Source organism: Halosolutus sp. YCN4 (genome assembly GCF_059736495.1).
Genome location: NZ_JCASSM010000007.1, coordinates 79,243 through 103,397, shown reverse-complemented (window position 1 = coordinate 103,397; position 24,155 = coordinate 79,243). Strand labels below are relative to the sequence as shown.

General features: G+C 66.9%; 24 protein-coding genes and 1 pseudogene. 12 read left to right on the top strand and 13 right to left on the bottom strand.

Going from position 1 to position 24,155, the window contains the following annotated elements:
* Positions 1–22: 22 nt before the first annotated feature.
* From AC6I6X_RS21115 to AC6I6X_RS21105, 3 genes are all read right to left on the bottom strand, one after another.
* Positions 23–613 (bottom strand): DUF7411 family protein, encoded by a 591-nt coding sequence (locus tag AC6I6X_RS21115; RefSeq protein ID WP_497932539.1) that lies wholly within the window; start codon positions 611–613, stop codon positions 23–25.
* Complete coding sequence (locus tag AC6I6X_RS21110) at positions 613–963, bottom strand: DNA-binding protein (protein ID WP_497932538.1); 351 nt, start codon at positions 961–963, stop codon at positions 613–615. The genes AC6I6X_RS21115 and AC6I6X_RS21110 overlap by 1 nt, the downstream gene beginning before the upstream one ends.
* Positions 964–1,070: 107 nt before the next feature.
* Positions 1,071–1,526 carry a 30S ribosomal protein S19e gene (locus AC6I6X_RS21105; RefSeq protein ID WP_497932537.1) on the bottom strand — a complete coding sequence of 152 codons (456 nt, stop codon included), beginning with the start codon at positions 1,524–1,526 and terminating at the stop codon, positions 1,071–1,073.
* Between the two features lie 163 nt (positions 1,527–1,689).
* Here AC6I6X_RS21105 and thiL point away from each other — a divergent pair, with 163 nt between their 5' ends.
* Positions 1,690–2,562, top strand: a complete 873-nt coding sequence (gene thiL, locus AC6I6X_RS21100) for a thiamine-phosphate kinase (protein ID WP_497932536.1) — start codon at positions 1,690–1,692, stop codon at positions 2,560–2,562.
* Here the strand turns inward: thiL and AC6I6X_RS21095 are convergent.
* From AC6I6X_RS21095 to AC6I6X_RS21085, 3 genes are all read right to left on the bottom strand, one after another.
* Positions 2,559–3,716, bottom strand: coding sequence for a site-2 protease family protein (locus AC6I6X_RS21095; RefSeq protein ID WP_497932535.1), 1,158 nt, complete (start codon positions 3,714–3,716; stop codon positions 2,559–2,561). The genes thiL and AC6I6X_RS21095 overlap by 4 nt on opposite strands.
* A 345-nt stretch (positions 3,717–4,061) precedes the next feature.
* On the bottom strand, positions 4,062–4,307 hold the full coding sequence (locus AC6I6X_RS21090) for a DUF7123 family protein (protein WP_160063167.1): 246 nt from the start codon (positions 4,305–4,307) through the stop codon (positions 4,062–4,064).
* Positions 4,308–4,568: 261 nt separating this feature from the next.
* Positions 4,569–5,390, bottom strand: coding sequence for a molybdopterin synthase (locus AC6I6X_RS21085; RefSeq protein WP_497932534.1), 822 nt, complete (start codon positions 5,388–5,390; stop codon positions 4,569–4,571).
* A 226-nt stretch (positions 5,391–5,616) separates the two neighbouring features.
* Between AC6I6X_RS21085 and AC6I6X_RS21080 the strand changes: the two genes are divergently transcribed.
* From AC6I6X_RS21080 to AC6I6X_RS21065, 4 genes are all read left to right on the top strand, one after another.
* Positions 5,617–6,612, top strand: a complete 996-nt coding sequence (locus AC6I6X_RS21080; protein ID WP_497932533.1) for a CapA family protein — start codon at positions 5,617–5,619, stop codon at positions 6,610–6,612.
* A gap of 122 nt (positions 6,613–6,734) precedes the next feature.
* Entirely contained in the window at positions 6,735–7,463 is a 729-nt protein-coding gene (pyrH, locus tag AC6I6X_RS21075; protein ID WP_497932532.1) for a UMP kinase, read from the top strand.
* Complete coding sequence (lysS, locus tag AC6I6X_RS21070) at positions 7,456–9,228, top strand: lysine--tRNA ligase (protein ID WP_497932531.1); 1,773 nt, start codon at positions 7,456–7,458, stop codon at positions 9,226–9,228. Before pyrH ends, lysS begins: the two co-directional genes overlap by 8 nt.
* A gap of 91 nt (positions 9,229–9,319) precedes the next feature.
* The gene (locus tag AC6I6X_RS21065; RefSeq protein ID WP_497932530.1) at positions 9,320–11,161 is read left to right on the top strand and encodes a PDZ domain-containing protein; all 1,842 of its coding nucleotides are present in this window, start codon (positions 9,320–9,322) and stop codon (positions 11,159–11,161) included.
* Between the two features lies 1 nt (position 11,162).
* Here the strand turns inward: AC6I6X_RS21065 and AC6I6X_RS21060 are convergent, their stop codons facing one another.
* Positions 11,163–11,687: a PadR family transcriptional regulator gene (locus AC6I6X_RS21060; RefSeq protein WP_497932529.1), complete on the bottom strand. Its 525-nt coding sequence runs from the start codon at positions 11,685–11,687 to the stop codon at positions 11,163–11,165.
* Between the two features lie 126 nt (positions 11,688–11,813).
* On the opposite strand from AC6I6X_RS21060, the gene AC6I6X_RS21055 reads away from it, so the two are divergent.
* Together AC6I6X_RS21055 and AC6I6X_RS21050 are read left to right on the top strand one after the other, a co-directional pair.
* A complete protein-coding gene (locus AC6I6X_RS21055) occupies positions 11,814–13,364 on the top strand; it encodes a heme-binding protein (protein ID WP_497932528.1) in 1,551 nt (516 codons plus the stop codon).
* A gap of 99 nt (positions 13,365–13,463) precedes the next feature.
* A complete protein-coding gene (locus AC6I6X_RS21050; protein ID WP_497932527.1) occupies positions 13,464–14,795 on the top strand; it encodes a dicarboxylate/amino acid:cation symporter in 1,332 nt (443 codons plus the stop codon).
* A gap of 188 nt (positions 14,796–14,983) precedes the next feature.
* On the opposite strand, the gene AC6I6X_RS21045 is transcribed toward AC6I6X_RS21050, so the two are convergent.
* The 3 genes from AC6I6X_RS21045 to AC6I6X_RS21035 form a co-directional block, all read right to left on the bottom strand.
* Complete coding sequence (locus tag AC6I6X_RS21045) at positions 14,984–15,172, bottom strand: hypothetical protein (RefSeq protein ID WP_497932526.1); 189 nt, start codon at positions 15,170–15,172, stop codon at positions 14,984–14,986.
* Positions 15,173–15,490: 318 nt separating this feature from the next.
* Positions 15,491–15,874, bottom strand: coding sequence for a DUF5611 family protein (locus AC6I6X_RS21040; RefSeq protein WP_497932525.1), 384 nt, complete (start codon positions 15,872–15,874; stop codon positions 15,491–15,493).
* 199 nt (positions 15,875–16,073) lie between these two features.
* Complete coding sequence (locus AC6I6X_RS21035) at positions 16,074–16,898, bottom strand: DUF7093 family protein (protein WP_497932524.1); 825 nt, start codon at positions 16,896–16,898, stop codon at positions 16,074–16,076.
* Between the two features lie 171 nt (positions 16,899–17,069).
* Between AC6I6X_RS21035 and AC6I6X_RS21030 the strand changes: the two genes are divergently transcribed.
* The 4 genes from AC6I6X_RS21030 to AC6I6X_RS21015 all read left to right on the top strand — a co-directional run bounded on the left by AC6I6X_RS21030 (position 17,070) and on the right by AC6I6X_RS21015 (position 20,501).
* A complete protein-coding gene (locus AC6I6X_RS21030) occupies positions 17,070–17,369 on the top strand; it encodes a DUF6432 family protein (protein ID WP_497932523.1) in 300 nt (99 codons plus the stop codon).
* Positions 17,370–17,408: 39 nt separating this feature from the next.
* Positions 17,409–18,524, top strand: a complete 1,116-nt coding sequence (gene ygfZ, locus AC6I6X_RS21025; protein WP_497932522.1) for a CAF17-like 4Fe-4S cluster assembly/insertion protein YgfZ — start codon at positions 17,409–17,411, stop codon at positions 18,522–18,524.
* Positions 18,525–18,617: 93 nt separating this feature from the next.
* Complete coding sequence (locus AC6I6X_RS21020; protein WP_497932521.1) at positions 18,618–19,037, top strand: hypothetical protein; 420 nt, start codon at positions 18,618–18,620, stop codon at positions 19,035–19,037.
* 57 nt (positions 19,038–19,094) lie between these two features.
* Positions 19,095–20,501 carry a TIGR00341 family protein gene (locus AC6I6X_RS21015; RefSeq protein ID WP_497932520.1) on the top strand — a complete coding sequence of 469 codons (1,407 nt, stop codon included), beginning with the start codon at positions 19,095–19,097 and terminating at the stop codon, positions 20,499–20,501.
* A 29-nt stretch (positions 20,502–20,530) separates the two neighbouring features.
* Here the strand turns inward: AC6I6X_RS21015 and AC6I6X_RS21010 are convergent, their stop codons facing one another.
* Positions 20,531–21,928, bottom strand: coding sequence for an FAD-binding oxidoreductase (locus AC6I6X_RS21010; protein WP_497932519.1), 1,398 nt, complete (start codon positions 21,926–21,928; stop codon positions 20,531–20,533).
* A 134-nt stretch (positions 21,929–22,062) separates the two neighbouring features.
* On the opposite strand from AC6I6X_RS21010, the pseudogene AC6I6X_RS21005 reads away from it, so the two are divergent.
* Positions 22,063–22,587 (top strand): annotated as a pseudogene (locus AC6I6X_RS21005) (BBE domain-containing protein); the annotation flags it as partial.
* Between the two features lie 108 nt (positions 22,588–22,695).
* Here the strand turns inward: AC6I6X_RS21005 and AC6I6X_RS21000 are convergent.
* Both AC6I6X_RS21000 and AC6I6X_RS20995 read right to left on the bottom strand, forming a co-directional pair.
* Positions 22,696–22,869 (bottom strand): hypothetical protein, encoded by a 174-nt coding sequence (locus AC6I6X_RS21000; RefSeq protein WP_497932518.1) that lies wholly within the window; start codon positions 22,867–22,869, stop codon positions 22,696–22,698.
* 173 nt (positions 22,870–23,042) lie between these two features.
* Positions 23,043–24,128 carry a geranylgeranyl reductase family protein gene (locus AC6I6X_RS20995; RefSeq protein WP_497932517.1) on the bottom strand — a complete coding sequence of 362 codons (1,086 nt, stop codon included), beginning with the start codon at positions 24,126–24,128 and terminating at the stop codon, positions 23,043–23,045.
* Positions 24,129–24,155 lie beyond the last annotated feature (27 nt).

Here is a 24,155-nt window from a genome sequence, read left to right as displayed (position 1 = left end):
GTCGGCGATCGTCGACGGATCCTCAGCGAACGTCGGTGACGTACGTCTGGTCGTGCGCCGGGAAGAGATCGGCCACCCGCTCGGGACCGTCCGCCTCGGCGATGAACGCCCGCAACTCGGCCTCGTAGTCCGCTCGATCGATCGCCTCGCTCGGCCCGACCGTCACCTCGAGGCGGGCGTCGACCAGCCGATCGACGGCGGTCCGACCGAACCCCGATAGCGGGGCGATGTAGTCGACGCCGTGGCGATCCTCCAGACTCTGAGCCTGTGCGCGCGAGACCGTCGGCACCCGATCGTCGCGCCGGGTTCCGTCGGCGATCGCGTCGAACTCCTGTCCGGCCAGCCGCTCGAGGGCGTGCTGGTGGACCCGCTGGATGCCGTTGCGGGGGAAGCCGTCCTCGCGAATCCGATCGACGGCCTCGCGAGCGACGTCGGGGTCGAGATCGAGCCGTTCGAACGCGAACTCGACCGACTCGGCGGTGTTCCGGGCGTGCTTCCAGTCGTCGGTGACGCCGAAGTGGCCGGTCACCAGCGTGACGTCGTAGAACTCGTCGAGGAGAAGCGCTGCGAGCGTCGAATCTTTCCCGCCGCTGTAGAGCAGTCCGAGCTCCATCACCGGCGCTTGATGTCGAAGCTCTTCGAGTCGGGCTTGAGCTCCTGGAGGAGCTGTTTCATCTTCCCATCGTCGATCTTGCCCTGAATGCGCCCCGATCGAGCGAGGGTGATGACCTGCCGTTCGACCTGCTCGCCGAACTGGGGCTTGCTCATCTTGACGGTGTTGAGCCGTTTGCGGGCGTCGTCGGTCAGGTGCTGGCGCAGGACGGCCTTCTTCTGGGCCTCGGCCTGTTGCTGGGCGGCCTCCTGGGCCTCGCTCCCCTGCTGGCCCTCGGCCTGCTCCTGGAGCTGCTCCATCTTCTTCTGTCGGAGTTCCTCGAGTTTCTCCTCGTCGGGTGATCCGCTCATAGCTATACTACACGTTTGTCCTGCAGGCGGGAAAATGATTACGGACCGCGGAAAGTGAGGCCTCTCGACGTGATCGGCGTCTCGAAAACGACGTCGCTCGCGATCGTCTACGCGTAGCGCTCGAGTTCCGGGCGATCGAGTTCTTCGAGGACCTCGCCGGCGGTGTCGTCGAGCAGGCTCTGTCCTTCGGGGGTGACGCGACGACCCTCACCCTCCGCGATGTCGACGAGGCCTTCGTCTTCGAGCTGCTGGAGGATGGTTCGAATGAGGTTCTTCGAGCCGTCGGCGCGCTTGTCGGGGGCGACGCGGTAGCGAGTCGAGCCGTCCTTCGAGCCGCCGTACTCGGTCGAGAGTCGTTCGACGCCGACGGGGCCGCGATCGGCCACCTTGCGCAGGAGGCTGGCGGCGCGGGTCGCCCAGAAGTCCTCCTGTTCGGGCGGGAGTTCGCGGTCGACGCCGGTCTTTACGAACTCGCTCCAGTCGGGTTCGTCGAGTCGGTCCTCGAGGTCCTCGGCGAGCGCCTCGATGAGGTCGTCCGCCGGAACGTCGTACATCGTAGCCATTGGCGTGTGGTTCCCGTCGGCGGCATTTAAGGCCATCGTTGTTCTCTGGCGGCGTTGACAGCCGATACCGTGCGTTGCCGGCGCTTGCTCGCTTCAGGACGATCGCCCGCTCGATTCCCGGCAGGTCCGGGTCGTTTTTCGCACTGGACGCGAAACGGCCGGTATGGACGAACGGGCCGCCCTGAAACTACTGGCGGACGAACTCGACCCCGTCGGCGACGACGCCGCGATCGTCGACGGGCTGGTCGTGACGACGGACATGCTCCACGAGCGGACGGACTTTCCCGCGGGGACGACCCGGTACACGGCCGGCTGGCGATCGGTCGGGGCGTCGCTGTCGGACGTCGCGGCCATGGGGGCCGAGGCGATCGCCGCGGTCGCCGCCTACGCCGCCCCCGAATTCGATCCGGAGGAACTGCTCGCGTTCGTTCGCGGCGCGAACGACGTCTGCGAGTCCGTCGGCGCGGCGTACGTCGGCGGCGACCTCGACGGCCACGACGAGTTCACCGTCTCGACGACCGCTATCGGGCGAACGGCCGATCCGGTCCGTCGGAGCGGGGCTCGCCCCGGTGACGTCGTCTGCGTTACCGGGACCCTGGGGCGTACCGCGGCGGCGATCGCTCAGTTCGAGCGGGGCGATCACGAGCGCGGGAACGACCTGTTCCAGTTCGAGCCCCGCGTCGCGGCCGGCCGGGCGCTCGCCCCCCACGCGACGGCCATGATGGACTCGAGCGACGGCCTCGCCCGATCGCTCCACCAACTCGCCGAGGCGAGCGACTGCGGGTTCGAGATCGAGTCGGATCCGATCCCGATCGACGACGCCGTCTTCGAGACGACCGACGGGGAGCGCGAGGCGCTCGATCGGGCGACGACGTTCGGCGAGGACTTCGAACTGATCTGTACGATCCCCGCGGACGACGTGGCCGCGGGTCGTGCGGATACTTCGGTTGCGCTGACGCCGATCGGGTCCGCGGTCCTGGACGGGGTCACGCTCGACGGGGACCCACTCGCCGATCGCGGCTACACGCACGGCTAGACGATCATCTCGATCGGCACCGGCATGAAACAGAGCGCGCCGAGGCCGAAGGTGAGGACCCCGAGCAGGAACCGGCCGCTGTCCAGCCCGTCGTCGTCGACCGGCTGGGCGGGACCGACGGCCGCGATCACGGCGGTCAGGAAGCCCCAGAACACCCAGATGAACACGGCGTACTGGCCGTAGTCCGCGATGTAGTAGAGGTAGGCGGCGAGTCCGAAGAGCACGCCGGGAACGAGGGCCGCGATCGTCTCCTGGAACTCCCCGGCCATCGCCCGGAGGATGTGGCCGCCGTCTAGCTGGCCGACCGGGATCAGGTTGAGGAACGTGACGAACATTCCGACCCAGCCGCCGATGACGACCGGACTCACTGCGGTCGTCGGATCGTCACGGTACAGCGGCTGGTCGAACAGCGCCGCGAGCCACTCCAGCAACAGGGGATAGCCGAGGCTGATCTGGATCGCGTCGGGATCGTCGACGAGCCCCGGCGGTGCGTGGACCGGCGGGAGGTGTAACCCGATCACGGTGACGACGACCGTGGCGATCAACCCGGCGAGCGGGCCCGCGACGCCGATGTCGAACAGCGCCTTCCGATCGGGCATGCGCCCCTTCATCTTGATGACGGCCCCCATCGTCCCGATGAGCGACGGGATGGGGATGAAGTACGGCAGCGAGGCGTCGACGCGGTGGTGGCGGCTCATCACGTAGTGGCCCATCTCGTGGACGCTCCAGACCCCGAGCACCGCAGCGGTAAACGGCAACGCGCGTAGCAGTTCCGCCGGGTTCGAGAACGGATCGAGGTAGTACCACTGTGCGCCGGCGAACAGCGTGGAGACGATCGTCGCCAGGAACAGCAACAGGTTGGTCCACGGGATCCCGTCGATACCGAGATCGGTCGGTTCGGCGACGATGACGTATTCGCCGTGGCGGATCGTCAACTGGGGTTCGTACCCCGCTTCCCGAAACGCCGACCATAGCTCGCGGATCACCTGTTCGGGCGGACGGAGCGGATCGCCGTAGTAGACCAGTCGGTCGCCCTCGGTTCGCGTCTCGTAGACGGCAAACACGGACTCGATGCGATCGATCGGTGGGCCCGCATCGAGTGTCGGTCCGTCAGGCGTGGACGGTTCGAACCTGGACGAGTCGACGTCCTCCATCACCAGTGATTACTCGCCGTCTCGTATAAATCGACTGTCGTCGGCAGGCGTCCCCGTCTTCGGGTGCTCCCGCGCCGCTCGTGGATCGATCGTTGCGTCGCTGTCCTGAACGGGAAGAAACGATGAGAATCGTGCCGACGGGGACCAGCGCGTCGGGCGGATGCGCGATCGTCGATCGTGGTGCCGGATGGCGTCGGTGAACGACGCGCCGGCACGATATCGGCGATCAGACGCGTGTGGCGTGTGATCGCCTGCGTGCGTGGGTGGCGTGTGCGCGTTCCGTTCGTGTCGGTGCGGCGACCGCGTGGGGACGGGGTTGTCCGTCTCGCGTGTACCGATGGGCGATCAGGCGGGTTCGACGCGCCACGTGGTCGCGCTCGTGTACGACCACTTCTCGATCTCGAGGTCGGTTGCGGACTCCGAGAGTTTGACCATCAGCGCGCCGATCTCTTTCGGGGACATGCCGACGTCGTCTGCGATGAACTTCCCTTTGAAGTACAGCTCTCCGTCTTCTGCGCGTTCGCGCAGGTAGCGCTTCAGGCGGTGTTCTTTGCTTTCCGTGGAGGGTTGGGCTGTCGTGCTCATCGACATCCATCCGTTGTGGGAGAGATATGTTATAAAGGACGGATGGTTAGCGGCGTTTCGATTGCATTCAGATATCCTGTGGGTAAGCGACCTTTTAGTCCGATTTACGATGGGTTTTACGAACGCCTGAGAAGCGGTTAGAAATTTTAAAACCGATTCTAACGTGTTATCGGTGTGGGGCGATCGACCGTCACTGCATCACGGTTCTGACTTGTTTCTAGAAACGTTCGCCGGATAGAAAGCCCTTGTGGTCGACCCGCGAAACGATCACGAACGCTCGTGAACCCAGTACTCGTCGTCGACCGTAACCTCCTTCTTGAACAGGGGAACCTCGTCTTTCAGCCGGTTGATTCCGTCCTCGACGGCCCGGAACGCCTCGTTGCGGTGTCCCGCGAGGACGACGACGAAAACGATGTCCTCGCCGTCCCTGACGACGCCGGTCCGGTGGTGGAGTTCGACCGCGAGCACCCCCTCGTGGGCTTCCAGTTCCGCCTCGATCGTGGCCATTCGATCCTCGGCGACGCCGTCGTACTTCTCGAACTCGAGGAACTCCGTGCGTGCGTCGTCGGGGTCGTCTTTCGCGCGCACTCGCCCGGTGAAGGTCGCGATCGCGCCCGATAGCTCGGCCTCCGGGGCGCGCTTGACGCGGGCGACGAGCGAGTCGAGCGTCTCGTGGGGGTCTCGCTCCTCGAGCGCGGTCACGAGCGCGTCCGTGTCCAGTTCGCCGGCCCGATCGACCGTCGCGAGTACGTCGTCCCGATCGTCGGCGTCTCGGCCGACGGCGATCACGGGGTACTGGAGGTCCGGAACGCCGGTGACGACCGCGTAGTCGCAGTCCGGTGCCAGCGCGTCGATGGCGTCGGCGACGGACATCCCCGTCCCCGAGGCCGTCCAGTCGCCGTCGGCACCGAGCCCGTAGGTGACGTCGCCGCCGATCGTGAGCGCCTCGTGTGCGCCGTCGGCGATCGTCGCGTCGTACCGGACGACGCCGACCCGCCCCTCGCGGGCGAGTCGATCGACGACCCGATCGACGACCTGCTCCCGTCGCTCCTCGCCGGCCCCCCGGTCCAGACAGCCGAGTACGTGCATGTACGACTAGACGGCGTTGTCACACTTTGTAGCTGTCGGCGCGTGTTCGGATCGCACGCCACACGTTCGTACCCGGCCGCGTCGCCACGTCTCCGAGACGAGTCTGCGCCGTATGCACACAGAACCGCCGCGAAAGCCCCTGACGCGTTCGTTAGTCCGGAATCCGATCGAGCCACCGGCTCCTCACCCTGTCACATCTTTTTCCCCGGCTCACGTACGTGCCCGTATGACACCCCGGATCGGCTTCACCGGCGACGTGATGCTCGGCCGGCTCGTCGACGATCGTCAGCGCCGGCGCGCCGTCGACGCGGTGTGGGGTGACGTCCTCGATCGGCTGCGCGCGCTCGACGGACTGGTGATCAACCTCGAGTGTACGCTCTCGACGCGCGGTCAACAGTGGCGACGGACCCACCGGCCGTTTCACTTCCGCGCGGACCCCGACTGGGCCGTCCCGGCGCTCGAGCGCGCGGGCGTCGACGTCTGCGCGCTCGCGAACAACCACGTGCTCGACTACGAGGAGGTGGCACTCTTGGACACGATCGACCACCTCGACGAGGCGGGCATCGCCCACGCCGGCGCGGGGGAGACGATCGACGAGGCGCTCGATCCAGCCGTCGTCTCAATCGCCGACCTCGACGTCGCCGTGGTCTCGTTCACCGACAACACCCCGGAGTACGCGGCCGACGAGGAGTCGCCGGGGACCGCCTGGATCGACGTGAGCGTCGACGACGGGGAGACGCGCCGCCGAGTCCGGGAGGCGCTCGATCGGGCCCGCGAGTCGGACCCGGACCTGCTCGTCGCCTCCCTCCACTGGGGGCCGAACATGGTGACGGAGCCGCCCGACGCGTTTCGCGAGTTCGGTCGCTGGCTGGTCGAAGCGGGCGTGGACGTGATCCACGGCCACAGCGCCCACGTCTTCCAGGGGATCGAGGTCCACGAGGGCGCGCCGATCGTCTACGACGCCGGCGACTTCGTCGACGACTACGCGGTCGACGCCGAGTTGCGCAACGATCGCGGGTTCCTGTTCGAACTCGCGGTGACGGACGCGGGCACGCCGACGGAACTGCGACTCCACCCGACCGCGATCGACGCCTGTGCGGTCCACGAGGCGAGCCCCGACGCGGCGGCGTGGTCCCGCGAGGTGATGCGCGATCACTCCGCCGAGTTCGGGACGACGTTCGAGCGGGACGGGGAGGCGCTCGTCTTGCCGCTCGACGGCTGACGTGGTGACGGGACGGCGACCGCCCCACACCTCGTGGCTGTCACTCCCTGCCGAGCGAGCGCTTCCCGGTGTCTCGGCAGTTGGCAACCCTTAAGATTCGCTCCCGGCTACACCGCTGTAGCATGAAAGTGGTCGTCTCTATCGGCGGGAGCGTGCTCGTCCCCGAACCCGGAGCGGATCGGGTGGCCGAACACGCCGCCGTCGTCGAAGACCTCGTCGCGGACGGCTGTCGCGTCGGTGCCGTCGTGGGGGGCGGCGGCGTCGCCCGCGAGTACATCAGCGCCGCCCGCGACCTGGGGGCAAACGAGATCGAACTCGATCAGCTGGGGATCGACGTCACCCGGCTCAACGCGCGCCTGCTCATCGCCGCGCTCGGCGAGGACGTCGTCAGCGCGCCCGCACGGGACTACGAGGACGCGGGCGACGCGCTCCGACAGGGGCACGTGTCGGTCATGGGCGGGGTCGCACCGGCCCAGACGACCGACGCCGTCGGCGCCGCGCTCGCCGAATACGTCGACGCCGACCTGCTCGTCTACGCGACCAGCGTGCCCGGCGTCTACAGCGCGGACCCGAACGAGGACGCCGACGCGACGAAGTACGACGAACTCTCCGCGGCGGAACTGGTCGACGTCATCGCCGGTCTCGAGATGAACGCCGGCGCCTCGGCCCCGGTCGACCTGCTCGCCGCGAAGATCATCGAGCGATCGGGGATGCGGACGATCGTCCTCGACGGCACCGATCCGGATCGGATCGCACGCGCCGTCCGCTACGGCGACCACGAGGGAACGGACGTCATTCCGGACGGCGGGGGCGAGGAGCCGACCTACTGGGCCCAGGACGACCATGAGTAGCGACCAGGACGATCGGGCTTCGGACGCCGCTTCGAGCCCGGACGCGGAGAGTCCGTACACCCTCCAACGCGAGGACGGCGACGACGCGCGCCACGCCTTCTGGGCCGATACGGTCGCGGATCGCGTGGAGGCGCGCGTGGCCGACCGGCGGGAGGCCACGAACGGGACGAGCGGGGAGGAACGACCCGCGAGTCAGGACCCGGCGGAACCGATCGTCATCAAGGGCGGCATCTCGCCCTCCGGCGTACCCCACCTCGGCAACGTCAACGAGATCATGCGGGGCTACTACGTCGCCGAGGTGCTCCGGGAGCGCGGCTACGACGTCCGACAGGTGTTCACCGCCGACGATCGCGACCCGCTCCGCAAGCTTCCGCGGACCCTCTGTGATCTCGACGGGAACCTCGTCGATCTGGGCGAGGTCGACGCGGGCGCGCTCGGGCGCAATCTCGGCGTTCCTTACACGGACGTTCCGGACCCGTTCGGCTGCTGCGACTCCTACGGCGACCACTTCGCGACCATCATCCAGGACAGCGCCGACGCGCTCGACGTCCCGATCGACCTACTCTCGGACACGGACCTGTACGAGCGCGGGGAACTCGAGGACGTCACCCGCTACGTCCTCGAACACCGGGATCGCGCCCGCGAGGTCCTCGCCGAGTACCAGGACAAGGTCGACGACGACTACGTCCCGTTCAACCCGATCTGCGAGGCGTGCGGGAAGATTACCGAGACGGTGACGAGCGTCGATGTAGATGCGGGTGACGCTGGCACCGTCGACTACCGCTGTACGGACATGGACGCCGGCGATCGAACGATCGAGGGCTGTGGCCACGAGGGGACGGCCACGCTGCGCGAGGGCAAACTCCCCTGGCGCTTCGAGTGGCCCGCCCAGTGGCAGGTGCTGGGCGTCGACTTCGAACCCTTCGGAAAGGACCACGCCGAGGGATCCTGGCCCAGCGGACAGGACATCGCGCGTAACGTCCTCGGAATCGAGCCGCCCGTCCCGATGGTCTACGAGTGGTTCACCCTCGACGGCGAGCCGTTCTCCTCCTCGGCGGGGAACGTCATCCTCGTCTCGGACGTCCTCGAACTGCTCGAACCCGAGGTCCTGCGCTACTTCTTCGCGAAGGACCCCGCGAAGGCGCGCGACTTCAGCATCGAACGGCTCGACCAGCTAGTCGACGAGTTCGATCGGCTCGAGGCCGTCTACTTCGGCGAAGTCGAGGCGAGCGAGGACGAGCGGGCCGTCGCCGAGCGCGTCTACCCGTTCGTCGTCGAGGATCCCCGCGAGGAGCGTATCCGACTCCCCTACACCTTCGCCGCGGTGCTGGGCATGACCGACGACCCCGACCTGCGCGAGGAGATCGCCCGTCGGGAGGGGCACGTTCCCGACGATGCTCCCGAGTGGGCCGTCGAGGACGCCCTGGCACGGGTCGAGAAGGCCCGCAACTGGGCGCGGCGGACCGAAAACGAGTTCGACTACGAACTCAAGCGGACCGAGATCCCCGACCACGAGTTCGACGCGAACACGGCGGACGCGCTCGACGAACTCGCCGACTTCGTCGCGGCGGACGAGGACGTGGACCCGGACGCCCTCCAGGGCGAAATCTACGAGACCGCGAAACGCCACGACGTCCCCGTCGGCGACTTCTTCGCGGCCGGCTACCGGCTGTTCTTCGACGAAGACCAGGGGCCGAAGCTCGGCCCCTTCCTCGCGAAGGTCGATCGGGAGTTCGTCGTCGATCGGCTTCGACGCGAGCGGTAGGCCGGCGGCGCCGCCCGATCGAACACTCGGTAGACTCACGCCGGAGGACTAGACAAAAGCCATTTGAGAGCGCCTCCCGGATGTACAGTCGATGGAACACGCCGCCCCCCTCTTCGTTTCGCCACCCGAACTCTTCGGTTCGGAACTCCTCGCGTGGGCCGCCATCGGGCTCGCAATCTACTGGTTCGGCATCGTTTTGCTCCGACAGATGGATCTCCTGCCCGGATTCGTCGCGACCCAGGGGCCGATCCTGACGATCCACACGAAACGCGGCCGGGCGTTTCTCACCAGGCTCGCGCGGCCGAAGCGGTTCTGGCGCGCGTGGGCGAACCTCGGCATCGGCATCGCCCTCGTGGTGATGGTGGCCATGTTCGTCTTCCTCCTCTCGGCCGCGGTGACCGCGCTCACCTCGCCACAGGTCTCCTCGACCGTCCAGCAACCGCGGAACGTCCTCGTCATCCCCGGCGTCAACGACTTCCTGCCGCTGTCTGCGACACCCGGTATCGTCGTCGGCCTGCTCGTCGGCCTGGTGGTCCACGAGGGCGGCCACGGCCTGCTCTGTCGCGTCGAGGACATCGACATCGAGTCGATGGGCGTCGCGATGCTCGCGATCCTCCCGGTCGGCGCGTTCGTCGAACCCGACGAGGAGAGCAGCAAGTCGGCCTCCCGCGGCGGCCAGACGCGGATGTTCGCCGCCGGCGTCACGAACAACTTCGCGATCACGCTCGTCGCGTTCGCACTGCTGTTCGGTCCGATCGCCGGTTCGATCGCCGTCGCACCCGGTGCCGCGGTCGGCGGCGTCGCGGACGAGTCGCCCGCCGCCGACGCCGGAATCGAGCCGAACGACCGGATCACGGCGATCGACGGCCAGCCGGTCGAGTCGAACGCCGACCTCGCCGACCGGATCGAGGGCGCCGAGGGCGACCAGCTCTCGGTCGAACTCAACGGCGAGGAGACGGTCTCCGTCGATCGATCCTTGCTCGTCACCGCGGCGATGGACGGCGGGCCGACGGGACTTGACGTCGGGGACGCGATCCTCGCCGTCGACGGCGAGTCGGTCGCGACCGAACGCGGCTTCTACGACGCCGTCGGCGACGCCGAGACCGTCTCGCTCACGATCGAACGGGGCGACTCCGGCGAACAGGTCGACCGCGAGGTCCCGATCGGAGCCGCAGTCTCGGTGATCGAGGACGAACCGCTGGCGGGCGAGATTGGCCCGATCGAGGGGTCGTTCGTCATCACGACCTTCGACGGCGAGCGGGTCCACAACTACGCCGACCTCCAGTCGGCGCTCGACGAGACGAGTCCGGGTCAGGAGGTCACCGTCGTCGGGTACCACGACGGCGAGCGCGAGGAGACGACCGTCACCCTCGGCGAGCACGGCCAGTCCGACAACGGCTTCCTCGGCATCTCCCCGAACCCCGGCGTCTCCGGGCTGACGGTGAGCGACCTCGGCGTCCAGCTCTACCCCGCCGGCGAGTACCTCGCCATGCTGGGCGGCGACGGCGAGAGCCGGTTCGACGCGATCACCGACAGCTTCCTCGGGAAAATCGGCATCTCGCTACTCCTCCCGATAATCGGCATCGCGGGCGGGCTCCCGTTCAACTTCGCCGGCTTCACGGGCGGGATCGAGAACTTCTACGAGGCCCAGGGGGCACTCGCCGCGTTCGGCGACGGCACCGTCTTCGTCCTCGCGAACCTGCTGTTCTGGACCGGCTGGATCAACGTCCAGCTCGGCTTCTTCAACTGCATTCCCGCCTTCCCGCTCGACGGCGGCCACATCCTCCGGACCAGCACGGAAGCGATCGTTTCCCGGCTCCCGGCCATCTCGCCGACCCGCGGGATGGTCCGCGTCGTAACGACCTCGGTCGGCCTCACGATGCTCGTCAGCTTCCTCGCGATGCTGTTCGCGCCGGGCCTGCTCGCGGGCTAGGTCACTCGTCGGGATCGATCCCGTAGCGCTCGTAGAACTCCTCGGGCGTGTCCTCGATCCGTTCGAACTCCGCGTCGAAGTAGTCCTCGTGGTGGCGAACGACCTGTTCGACGACCCACCGGCTGAACGTCTCGTCGAACCGCCACTCACCTTCTACGTCGGGGATCTCGAACCGATCGTCCGTCGAGAACGCGGCGTAGACGTGGAAAAAGCCGAGGATGACGTCGGCGAAGTCGCGAGCCTTCTCGGCTCCGCTCTCGCGGCGCTCCTCGAGTTCCGCGTACCCCGCGTCGGTGAGTTCGAAGTACTTCCGATCGGGTTCGTCATCGCGTTCGATCCGCTCGGCCCACCCTTTCTCCTCGAACTTGTAGAGGATGGGGTAGACCGACCCGTAGGACGGCTCCCAGTGACCGCCGCTAATGTCGCGAATCTCCTTGAGGATCTCGTAGCCGTACCGTGGTTTCTCCTCGAGCAACTCGAGGACGAGATAGGCGATGACTCCTTTCGGCGGCCCACTTTTCCGCATATAATCAGGTCCTTGCCCCGTCGGACGTAAATGGTTTCTGTCGCGCTCACTCTCGCGCGGTCCCGCTTCGCGTGCCGTCGGGGCGAAACCCGGTCCTTCTTGACCTCGCCGCACCAACCGGCGTCTATGGACCGACGGCAACCGCCACAGACCGAAGAGGGCTGGTACGTCTTGCACGACTTCCGGTCGATCGACTGGGACGCCTGGCGGGCGGCCCCGGAGCGAGAACGGACGCGGGCGATCGAGGAGGGGGTGGACTACCTCTCCGCCCGCGAGGCCGTCGTGGACGCCGAAGAAGGCGAATCGGCGACGTTCTCGGTCCTCGGGCACAAGGCAGACCTGCTGTTCTTGCACCTGCGACCGACGCTCGGCGATATCGACGCGCTAGAGCGCCAGTTCGAGGGGACGGCCCTCGCGGAGTTCACCGAGCGTGCGGACTCGTATCTCTCCGTCACGGAGGTCTCGGGCTACATGTCCCAGGACTACTTCGAGGAGGGCGAAACCGCCGACACCGGGATCGCCCAGTACATCGAATCTCGGCTCAAACCCGACCTCCCCGACGCCGACTTCCTGTGTTTCTACCCGATGAGCAAACGTCGCGGACCCGACCACAACTGGTACGAACTCCCGTTCGACGAGCGCGCGGACTACCTCTCGAACCACGGCGAGATCGGCAAGGACTACGCCGGCCGGGTCACCCAGATCATCTCCGGCAGCATCGGTCTCGACGACTTCGAGTGGGGGATCACCCTGTTCGGCGACGATCCGACGGACGTGAAGGAACTGCTCTACGAGATGCGGTTCGATCCCTCCAGTTCCCGCTTCGCGGAGTTCGGCCGGTTCCTCTCTGCACGGCGGTTCCCGCCGGAGCAACTCGACGCGTACCTCGCGGGCGATCGGATCCCGCAGGACGAGAGCGAGCAGGGCCACCCGCACGGATCCTCCAGCGGCCACCCGCACGGCGATTCCGGCGGGCATCCACACGGCGAGTCGGGCGGTCACGCCCACGGCGGATCCGAGGGCGGCGGCCACCACGACCACGGCGACGCCAGCGACGAGGACGTCCGATCGGAACTCGAGGAGATGGGCATCTACGCCGGCCAGCCACACGGCGAGGACGTCCACGCCGTCGTGCTCTACTCCGCGGCGGACCCCGACGACCTGTTCGCGGAGGTCGAGGGACTGCGGACGAACTTCGATCACTACGACACCCACGTGAAGACGGCCGTCTACGAACCGAACGAGGGCAGCGGCGAGGAGGCGGAGACCGCCGTCGTCAGCCTCTGGGAGACCGATCGCGCCGCGAACACGGCCGCCGGGTTCCTCGCCGATCTTCCCGACGTCGTTCGACAGGCCGGTGACGACGGGGCGCCCGCTGGCACCGCGAGCGACGATTCCTGGGGGACGATGGGCATGTTCTACACCGTCGAACCCGACCACCGGGAGGACTTCGTCGACACGTTCAGCGACGTCGCCGGCGTGCTCGCCGACATGGACGGCCACCGCAAGACCGACCTGCTCGAGAACCGCGAGGACGAGAACGACATGTTCATCGCCAGTCGCTGGGACTCCCGCGAGGACGCGATGGCGTTCTTCCGCAGCGACGAGTTCTCCGAGACGGTCGACTACGGCCGCGACGTCCTCGCCGATCGGCCGCGACACGTCTTCCTGGCCTGAGAACGGCCCATTCCAGCCGATCGACGCGTTCGTCACAGGAGTGGGACAGTCTCACCGGTAGCGACACGGGTTGATCGGTCCCGTTCGTAGCGTGGTCTGATGAGCACGACACAGGAGTCGTTGCCGTACCGGATCTGGAGCCAGTATCGTTCGATCCCGATTATCTACCGCATCGCGGTCGCGTTCGTCCTCGGGACCGCAGTCGGGGCGACCGTCGGCGAACGCGCTGGCGTTCTCAGCCCGCTGGGCGACCTCTTCTTGCGGTTGCTCGAGATGCTGATCATTCCGCTGATCGTCTTTACGCTGCTCGGTGGGATGCGCAAGCTAACGCCGTCGAAACTCGGCAAGGTCGGCGGGCTGACCGTCGCACTCTACGCTGTGACGACGACGATCGCGGCCGTGATCGGCCTCGCAGTCGCGAACCTGTTCGATCCCGGCACTGCAGTGGAGTTTACCGGCGGTGAGGCCCAGCAGGCCGAACCGCCGACCGTCTCCGAGGTGGTCCTCGGTATCGTCCCCGAGAATCCGCTTGGCGCAATGGTCAGCGGTGACATTCTCGCGACGATATTCGCCATCATCGTCTTCGGGTTGGCGTTGACGATCGTTCGCGAGTCGACGACCGAGGAGTCGATCGAAGACGCGATCGACGGCTTCTTCGCGTTTATCGACGCCGGTACCCAGGCGCTGTTCAAAATCGTCTGGGGCGTCATGGAGTACGGCGTCATCGGCGTCTTCGCGCTCATGGCCGCCGCAATCGGTACCGAGGGCCTCGGCGCGATCGTTCAACTGGGTGCACTCGTGGGGGTCATCGCGCTCGGAATCGTGATCCACATGTCCGTCACCTACCTGGGCGTGATGACCGTCGGTATCCTCGGGCAGTCGCCGCTGGCATTTCTCGACGGCGCGAAAGACGCAATGGTGACGGCCTTTACGATCCGCTCCTCGAGCGGGACGCTGCCGGTGACGATCACCGACGCCAAAACGAACCTGCGGATCGACGAGTCGGTCTACGGCTTCGGCCTGCCACTCGGGGCGACGATCAACATGGACGGCGCAGCGATCAGGCAGGCTGTGACGGTGGTATTTGCCGCTAACATGGTCGGGATCTCGCTGGGACTCGGCGACCAGTTGATCGTCCTCGCGACCGTGATCCTGATCAGTATCGGCACTGCCGGCGTCCCCGGTGCCGGGCTCATCATGCTCACCGTCATCTTGAACGCCGTCGGACTGCCCCTCGAGATCGTCGGGTTCGTCGCGGGCGTCGACCCGATCCTCGGTCGGATCGCGACGACGAACAACGTCACTGGCGATCTCGCTGTCGCCTCGGTCGTCGGCAAATGGACCGACGCGATCGACCTCTCGGAGGGCGTCTGGGCCGACGGCTCGCACGTCGGGAGCAAAGGCAGAGAACAGACGGCAGCCGGCGACTGATACGGATTACTGTACGTCTCCGGCGCACCCGCGACTCGCGTCATACGGGTGCGCCGGCAAACAGTTACAACAGACCGTATGAACACATACTCGACAGTCGTGGTCTCCCGCTCGCGTCTTGACACTCCTCGCCGCTGGTGACGCCGTCTCGAGGTGGACCGGTATCTCGATCGCGTTGGCCGGCAGTATCAGCGTGCGCTCGAGGTGGCCGACTCGTCGTAGAAGAAGTAGGCGGCGATCCCAGCCAGTCCGAACGCCAGCGTGACGAACGGCCACTTGCCGGCGTCGCGATCCGTCCAGACGGCGTGGGCGGTCACGAATATCGCGAACCCCACGTGTGCGAGAAGCGTCGCGAAGAGGAACGCGGTGAACTCCATCACTCGAGGGATTCGACGGAGCGCGGATAGCCGTTTCGAAGCGAGTTACAGTGACCGCAACCGGTTACTGGCCGGGAAGAACGACCACCGCAGTTCCGGTGGTCGTTCCGATCCGGGGAAAGGCAGGCTGTCTCGCTGGAACGCACCGCGAGCGCCGCGGATGCGGCGCGAGCGGGCCGACGGCCGACGTGGAGAGCGCACCGCGCTCGGAACGGAGTGGAGGAGTGCTTTTGATCGACCTTTTGCCGAGTGACGACGCACCGTGCGGTAGCAACGCTACCGCCGGTGCGAAACGAACGTAGAGCAAAAGGTCGGTGTTTAGAAATCGTGGTCCGGATCGTCCTCGACTTTCCGCTTCATCGAGTCGCGACGGGACTTCGCGTCACGACCCGTCGCTTCGAGGAGGAAGTCGTTTTTGGCGTCGACGGCCTCGCCGGCGGCCTCGAGTTCGTCGGGGCCGAGTTCCGTCGGATCGCGTTCGTAGAATTCCACACCGAGTTTGTCCTTCTTTCCGGAGTACTCGACGGCACCGACGACGACTTTCTCGAAAACGGGGTTGTCGGGTTCCCCGATGACGTACAGCTCACTCCCCTTGTACTCCTCGGTGCCCGTGATCGGCCCGAAGTAGTCCTCGATGGTCGCTTCCATATCGGGAATTCGCTCTTCGAGATATTCACCGCGGCGCATCTTGTACTCCTTCATGGATTAGGGAATACACGGCGGAGTGTTTACCTCTTTTCATAGTCGACGGTACGGCGGCGTGACAGGACGAAACAGGGGCCTGCGAGGCCGCTCGATCGACCGGCCGCCGCGATCGGTCCGGCGATTTCGGATGCGCGCGGTTCAGGGGGTAGCGGGCTCGAAAACGATGAATCGTGGTGGCAACCGTCCCGTCTACCGGCTACTGCGCTCGTTCGCTGAGATACCCCTTCCGACACTCCGGACAGATGTCCCCGGTCCGGAGCGAACTGCGATCGGTCCCCGCGACGTATCCACAGCCCGGACAGTAGAGTTCGGTCGGGGTGTCCTCGTCGGGCTCCGCTCGGCTCGCGGTCGGCGCGGGTGCGGAGGTGGCTCGCTCGATACCGGTCCCCGACTCGCCGGCCTCGGCTGCGCCCTCGCCACCGTGCTCGGCCTCGATCGTCTCGGCGTCCGGCGGTTCCGCGTCGACGCCGACCGGGTCGGACTCGTCTGCGGGGGCCGTCGCGTCCGACTCGAGCACGACGGCGTCGTCGATCGGCTCGGACGCCTCGGTGTCGGGCCACTCCTCGGGTTCGTTCTCGGCGCCGATCGGCGGCCCGACGTCGTCGGAGTCGGGCCACTCGCCGTGCCCGCGGTCGCGGTCGTCACGGGCGTCGGTGTCGTCTTCGAGTATTTCGCCGTCGTCCGTGACAGGCTCTCCGTTCTCGTCCGTGGGGACGTCGAGGTCGTCGCCGTCGGTACCGACCACTGTGTCGTCGGCGCTGGGGTCGACGTCCGCCTCGGCGTCGATGAACTGGGCGTCCTCCGCGTCGGCGTCGGGTTCGTCGGGTCGTGGATCGGCGTCCGTCCCGGTACTGAGGCTCGTCACCTCGGTGTTCTCGCTGATGACGTGTTTGGTGCCACAGCGGGCACACTTCTCGTACTCCTGGACGGTCACGACGACCTCACTGCCCCGTTCTTCGCGCTCGCGTTCGACCTCGGGCTCACCGTAGTCGTGTCCGAGCAGCGAACATCGCAGGACCATTGTCACACCGTACCCAGTCATGGCATAAAAAACGTACTGCATACTTATCTCAGACTCGTTGACAGTGTTTTTCAATGACGTGATGCGGCCGGGAGCGTCGCCAGTACGGCCGACGGTGGCGATCACTCGAACGGCAAACGTCAAATCCCAGGTCATCGAATGTATACCTAGATGAAAGCAAAGCGGGAGTACCGGAACCGCGCGCAAACGGAGGTCGCGGTACTCGATGCGCTCGTCGATCGGTCCGAGGAGGGGATGGGCGTCTTCGAACTCCGGGCGGCGGTCGAGGTCGACATCGACGAACTCGAGGAGGCCCTCGGCACGCTGAAGGCGGACGACCTGATCGTCGTCGAGTCCAACCCCGACGAGACGGTGATCAAACCGGACGAGCGGGTCGTCCCCGACGCACCCGCCGAGGAGGAACCCGACCAGTCGATCGGCGAGTGGCTTCGCGAACGCATTCCCTTTTGAATCGAAACGCCTGTGGGGGCCAGGCGCCTCTGTGGAGGTATGAGCGTCATCGAGTCCATCCACACCGATCTCGGGGGGACCTTCGGCGAGCGCGACGGCCGAACGATCGTCGACCACTACGGGCGGCCGGAGCGAACGCACCGCGCCGTTCGCAACGGCGTCGGACTGCTCGAGGCGGCCTACGGCGTGATCGTCGTCGAGGGCGACGATCGGGTCGAGTACGTCGACAACGTCGTCTCGAACCGGGTCCCCGACGAGGACGGCCAGGGCTGTTACGCGCTCGTGCTCGATCCGCAGGGCGGGATCGAGGTCGAACTCTACGTCTACAACGCCGGCGAGCGACTCCTGCTCTTTACGCCGCCGGCCGAGGCCGAGGGCCTCGCCGAGGAGTGGTCCGAGAAGGTGTTCATTCAGGACGTCGACATCCGGGTCGCCACCGAAGACTTCGCCATCTTCGGCGTCCACGGCCCGAAGGCCACAGAGAAGATCGCGAGCGTCCTCAACAAAGCTGGTTCGCCCGATCGGCGCTACTCGTTCGTTCGCGGAACGATGGGCGACGAAGGGGTCACCGTCATCCGCACGGACGCGCTCACGGGCGAGGAGAGCTACGAGGTGATCTGTGCGGCCGACGACGCCGAGGCCGTCTACGACACCCTGCTGAACCACGGGCTCAACGCCGCGCCGTTCGGCTACCGGACGTGGGACACGCTCTGTCTCGAGGCCGGGTCACCGTTGTTCCACACCGAACTCGAGGGTACGATCCCGAACGTCCTCGGCCTGCGCAACGCCCTGGACTTCGAGAAGGGCTGTTACGTCGGTCAGGAGGTCGTCTCCCGCGTGGAGAACCGGGGCCAGCCGAGTCGACAGCTGATCGGGCTGACGATCGAGGGCGAGAATGGCGCCGAGAGCGATGACGCGCCGGTCCCCGACTCCGGCGCGGCCGTCTTCGACGGCGACGCGTCGATCGGCGAGGTGACCCGTGCCGACGTCAGTCCCCTTCTCGAGGCGGTCGTCGCGCTCGCGATCGTCGAGTACGGACTCGAGAGCGACGACCTGACGGTCCGCGTCGGTGGCGAGGAGGTCCCCGCGACGGTGACCGGGTTACCGTTCGTCGAGGGGTCGGATCGCTCCGATCGATTGCCCGTGTACCAGTAGGTGCCGCGAGCGGCACGTACCGGTCGGTAGCTGTTCGCGCCCGCCTGAATGTGCCAGCCACACCCTCACGGCCGGCGACGTCGGAGCGGCGCTATGGGCACGCGTACGGATTCGCCGATCGACGACACGACCGATTTCGAGGAACTGTCCGCACGACTGCGCACGCAGTCGGCGAACGCCCCCGGCTCCGACACCGAGCGCGTGACGATCCGCTCGCTCGAGGCGGTGCGCACCGACTCGCTGTCCGAGTTGCTCGAGGCGGCCGAAACCGACAGCACCGCCCCGGCCGACTTCGTCTTCGTTCTCTCGCGGACCAACGCCGATCGACTCGCCGACCGCGAGTCCGAGATCGACGCGGTCGACGACATCGAGAGCGCCCTGGGCCGGACGGTACAGGTCGAGGAGGGGATGCCCGACGACACGATCCTGGTGCTCGACCCGGACGCGATCGACGGCGAGGACCTCGTCGACCCTGACGCGATCGCCTGCGGGATCGTCGGCACCGGCGGCTGACGGGATCCTGTCCACTGCCACCCCCGATACTATCTGTGGATCTATTGTGGCTCCAGTATGCGCTATCTGGAGATTACGGTCCCGAAGGGGAAGCGGCCGGCCGTGCTCGAAATCCTCGAGGACGAGGGGATCGACTACGTCGTCAGCGACGAGACCAGCGGCCGAGGGTACGCTGCCGTCGTCCGGTTTCCGGTCCCGACGCAGGCCGTCGAACCGCTTCTCGATCGGCTGAAGCGGGTCGGCATCGGAGACGAGGCCAGCGTCGTCGTGATCGACGCCGAGACGGTCATCTCGGAACAGTTCGCGACGCTCCGGGACCAGTACGCCCACGGCAGTCAGGTGGGTGCGCGCACGTCCAGACAGGTGCTTCGTACGAAGGCCGACGAACTCACGCCGCCCTTTACGATCTACGCGGTCATGCTGCTCATCAGCGCCGTCGTCGCGACGTCGGGGCTGCTGGCCGATTCGCCCGCGGTCGTGATCGGCGCGATGGTCATCGCGCCGCTTCTCGGTCCCGCGCTCGCCGCCAACGTCGGAATCGTCACCGGCGACGATCGGCTCAAGTCGACCGGCTTTTCCTACCAGGCCGTCGGGGTGTCGATGGTCGTCCTCGCCTCGATCGGTCTCGCCGCGCTCGCCCGCCTCGCGGGGCTCGAGCCCGCGGGCGTCGACATCGTCGTCGCCACCGAACTCCAGGAGCGGGTCGCGCCCAACCTGTTCTCGCTCGCCGTGGCGCTCGGCGCCGGAATCGCCGGGATACTGAGCCTCACGCGGGGCTTTTCGGAGGCGATCGTCGGCGTCATGATCGCCGCCGCACTCATTCCGCCGTCGGCCGCGGTCGGGATCACGATCGCCTGGGGGATGTACGGCGCGGCGATCGGCGCGAGCGTGCTCGTCGTCGTGAACGTCCTGTCGATCAACCTCGCCGCACTGGCCACGCTGTGGGTCGCCGGCTACCGGCCGCAAGGGCTGTTCGAGGTGTCGCCGACCCGGACGCCGACGTACACCTACGCGGCGATTTTCGGGATCGGATTGCTGGTACTCGCCGCACCGCTCGCCAGCGTCACCCTGCTGGATTTCCACACGACCGAACTCGAGTCGGCGGCCGAGGACGAGGCCGAGACGGTGCTCGCGGAGCCCGAGTACGCCGATCGCGAACTCGAGGACGTCGTGGTCGAACTCGACGGCGACTACCCGATCCAGTCGGTCGAGCGGATCGTCGTCACGGTCACCGGCCAGGATCCCGGGTCGGATCCGGGGCTCGCCGGTCGCCTCCACGAGGAGATCAGCCCCCACAGCGACGACCCGCTGGTCGTCGAGGTCCAGTACGTCGTCGCCGAACGACGCGGCCACGAGGCTGATGAGGATAGACCGGTTCGAGCCGCTAGCGATCCTGCATCGCTACGGCCGTCCGCCCGTGATTCGATCCCGTCGGTGCTGGTTCCGCCGAGAGGGGACGTCTAGAACTCAATAGCTACTGACGGCCACGTTCGTCACGTGGCCGGTTCGACGTTCTGGTTCATCCGGAACAGGTTCTCGGGATCGTACGTCGTCTTCAGATCGGCCAGTCGATCGTGGTTCTCCCCGTAGGCGAGATTCTCTTCACCCTCGCGCTCGCTGATGAAGTTCGAGTAGACGCCGCCGGTCGCGTACGGGGCCATGGCGTCGAAGAACTCCCGGGACCAGGCGATACACCGATCGTCGTCCGCGGGGTCCTCCCAGCGCGTGTGGACGTTCATCGCGTATTCCGCGTCGCGGTGTGGGAACGCCGTCTCGTCCGCCGCCACTCGTCCCATCGCGCCGCCGATCTGTCCGAAGAAGATTTCGGACAGCGGTGTGGGGAGGTTCTGTGCGTATTCGACCGCGGTATCGATCGCCTCGTCCGGGAGCGTACTGAAGTTGTGTGACTTCCAGTAGTTCCGCGCACCCTCCTCGAGCAGCGGATCGAACGCCTGCTGGAACGCCGCGTACTGCTGTGGCCCGACGGTATCGGCGATCGGATCGCCGTACTCCCGGATCGGGGCGAGGACCTCCTCGCCGTCGGGGATGTCGCCGGCGTAGAAGGGGACCACGACGACGACGTCTTCGCCGTGGACGTCCTCCGGGAGGAACGGGAGCGGCGGTGCCTCGCGGAGGACGACCCAGACGGCCGACTCGTCCGGCGCCTCCTCGTTGAAGTCCCGCACGTGCCGGATGACGTCCGGTGCGTCCGCGCCGTGGTAGACGACCATCCCGGCGAGTACCGTCGGCCCGACTTCGTGGAGGTCGAACTCGAACGACGTGACGACGCCGAAGTTGCCGCCGCCGCCGCGGATCCCCCAGAAGAGGTCCGCGTTCTCGTCCTCGCTCACGTGGCGAAGGTTACCGTCCGCGGTCACGACGTCGACGCTTCGCAGGTTGTCCACGCTCATCCCGTACCGGCGCGTGAGCCAGCCGAATCCGCCGCCGAGCGTGAGTCCCGCCACGCCGGTCGTGGAGTTGATGCCGAGCGGGGTCGCCAGGCCGAACGCCTGGGTCTCGTGATCGACATCGGCGAGCGTCGCTCCCGGTTCGACGCGGGCCGTCTTCTTCTCCGGATCGACGCGAATCGATCGCATCGCAGAGAGGTCGAGCATCAGTCCGTCGTCACAGACCGCGTTCCCGGCGATGTTGTGGCCGCCGCCACAGACCGCGAGGAGCACGTCGTGGTCGCGCGCGAAATTCACCGCGCCGATCACGTCCGATACTCCCATCGCGCGAACGACGAGTGCCGGCGATCGATCGATCATCCCGTTCCAGATCGATCGCGCCTCGTCGTAGTTCGGATCCCCTGGCTGGAGCAGGTCGCCGTGAAGCCCCTCGCCGAATCCGCGTATTGCACCGTCGTCTACGGGCGTAGTCGTTACTGCCATGTCACTCACACCTCGTAGGTCTCCCGTGGCGATATAGTTTCACATAATCAATAATTAAGATATGACTTGGGCCGTGAGACACCCGAAATTCGTCCTCTCGGGGCGGCAATCGAGGTCGGGAATCGACTCGCGGCGCGTCACCGACCGCCGATCTCAGCGGGCCGATGGACTACGCCGACCTGCAGTCGATGCTCGACGAGGACTACCCCGACGGGCTGCGGTACTACTGGAAGTCCATCTTCCTGACCGACGTGATCGACGCGGTCGTCGACCTGATGCGCCGGTACACCGAGTCGGCCCCGTCGGCGCTCTCGACGGTCGACCTCTGGCATCTCGGCGGGGCGGTCGCGGAGGTGCCCCGGGACGCGACCGCGTTCTGGCACCGGGACAAGCCGTACATGCTCACCTTCGAGGCGAACTGGGAGGAGCCAGCCGATGACGACGCGAACGTGGCATGGGGCCGCGACGGAATCGCGGACGCGTCGGACCTGCCGGTCGCGTCGGGGAGCCACGACAATTTCCCGGGACTGAACGAAGACCCCGTGAAACACCGATTCGGCGGGAACTACGATCGGCTGGTCGACCTGAAGACGACGTACGATCCCGAGAACCTGTTCGGCGGGAACGGGAGCGTCACGCCGCGAACCTCCGAGAACTGATCGAGCCGTTCCCGCCGCCCCGCTCGTCGCTCGAATTACTCTCCCCGCGCCGATCGCGCCGGCGAACCGGCGCTTCGGCGTCGTTCGCGATCGGGTGCCCGCGACCGATCAGAGCTGGGTCGCCTCGACTGCGGCGAGCCCGTCGCTCTGTTCGACCTCCCAGACTCGCAGGACGAGGTGGGCCTTGCAGTAGTACTCGACCGTTCTGTTGCCGGTTTCGAGGTTCCTGAGGACGAGTTGGCAGTGCTCGTCGCTCGAACAGTCTGGGGAGAGTTCACACATGGTCGATACCTGTTCTACTGCGCTCGCCGATAAGTCTCTGTTGGTGGTCGGGGTCGGCCACAGCCGTTCCCGTCCGCCGTGGGGTCCGTGCGGTCGGTTTACGGCCACTCGCCCGGATTGCCGGTTCCGGCGGGTTCAGTGCCGATCGAGGAACCGGTCACCGAAGCGGGACGTCACACTCGCGAGAGGAGCGCTTTCAGGTGCTCCGTCGAGAACAGCGAGGTCGGCCGGTCCATGTGGACGCCAATCTCGCCCGAGAGGGCCCCGAGTCCGACGCGCTGGACTGGTTCCGGGAAGGAGTACGCCCGCCGGAGCCAGTGGCCCAGTTCCATCTCGCGCTCCAGATCGTCGCGCCAGGCGCGTTCGTAGGCCGCGAGCGTCGTCGGCCGATCGGGATCGATCTTCCGGGCGGCGTGGTCGGCGCTGGTCATCCCGTAGAGGATGCCGCCGCCGGTGAACGGCTTGGTCTGGGCGGCCGCGTCGCCGATCAGGAAGCCTCGACGCGTGGTCACTCGATCGGGCGGGCCGATCGGGATCGCACCCGAACACCGGTGGGAGACGTCGATCTCGTAGCCGTCGATCAGTTCCTCGAAGTGTTTGGTCACCGCGACGCCGGGCGGTGCGGCCAGCCCGTACTCGACGCCGGCCTCGCCGCGGGGGATGCGCCACGCGAAGAACGTCGGGGCGGTGAGGTGGACGTCGACGAAGTCCTGGCTGTCGTTCTCGTCGGAGAACGCCAGCACCCCGTGGAGGAGTTCGCCGGGTTCGGGGAGGTCGAGCGCGTCCCGGACCCGCGATCGAGGCCCGTCGCAGCCGGCGACCATCTTCGCCTCGAACGTCTCGGTGCCGTCCGGGCCGCTGGCGACGACCGTGACCCGATCGCGGTGCTCCGTCACCTCGGTGACGGTGTGTTCCTCGCGGACGTCCGCGCCCGCCTCGCGGGCGAGGTCGGCGAGGTGACGGTCCAACCCGACCCGGTCGATGACGTTCGAGGCGACCTCGCGCTTGTAGAACGGGTAGGCGTCGCTGTGGGGGCCGCCGACGTGGAACCGCGCGCCGTAGATCTCGTTCTGGAACAGTTCGTCGCGGGCTCCCTCGCCCGTGAACTCCCAGACGTCGGTACTGACGTGGCCCGAACAGGCAAGGGGCGTGCCGATCGATCCCTTCTCGAGGGCTAGTACGTCGTACCCGTTCTCGGCGGCCCGGCGGGCGAAGCGCGCTCCCGGCGGTCCCACGCCGACAACGACGTAATCGTACATGTCCGTCACGTTCTCGGGCGAGAGTAA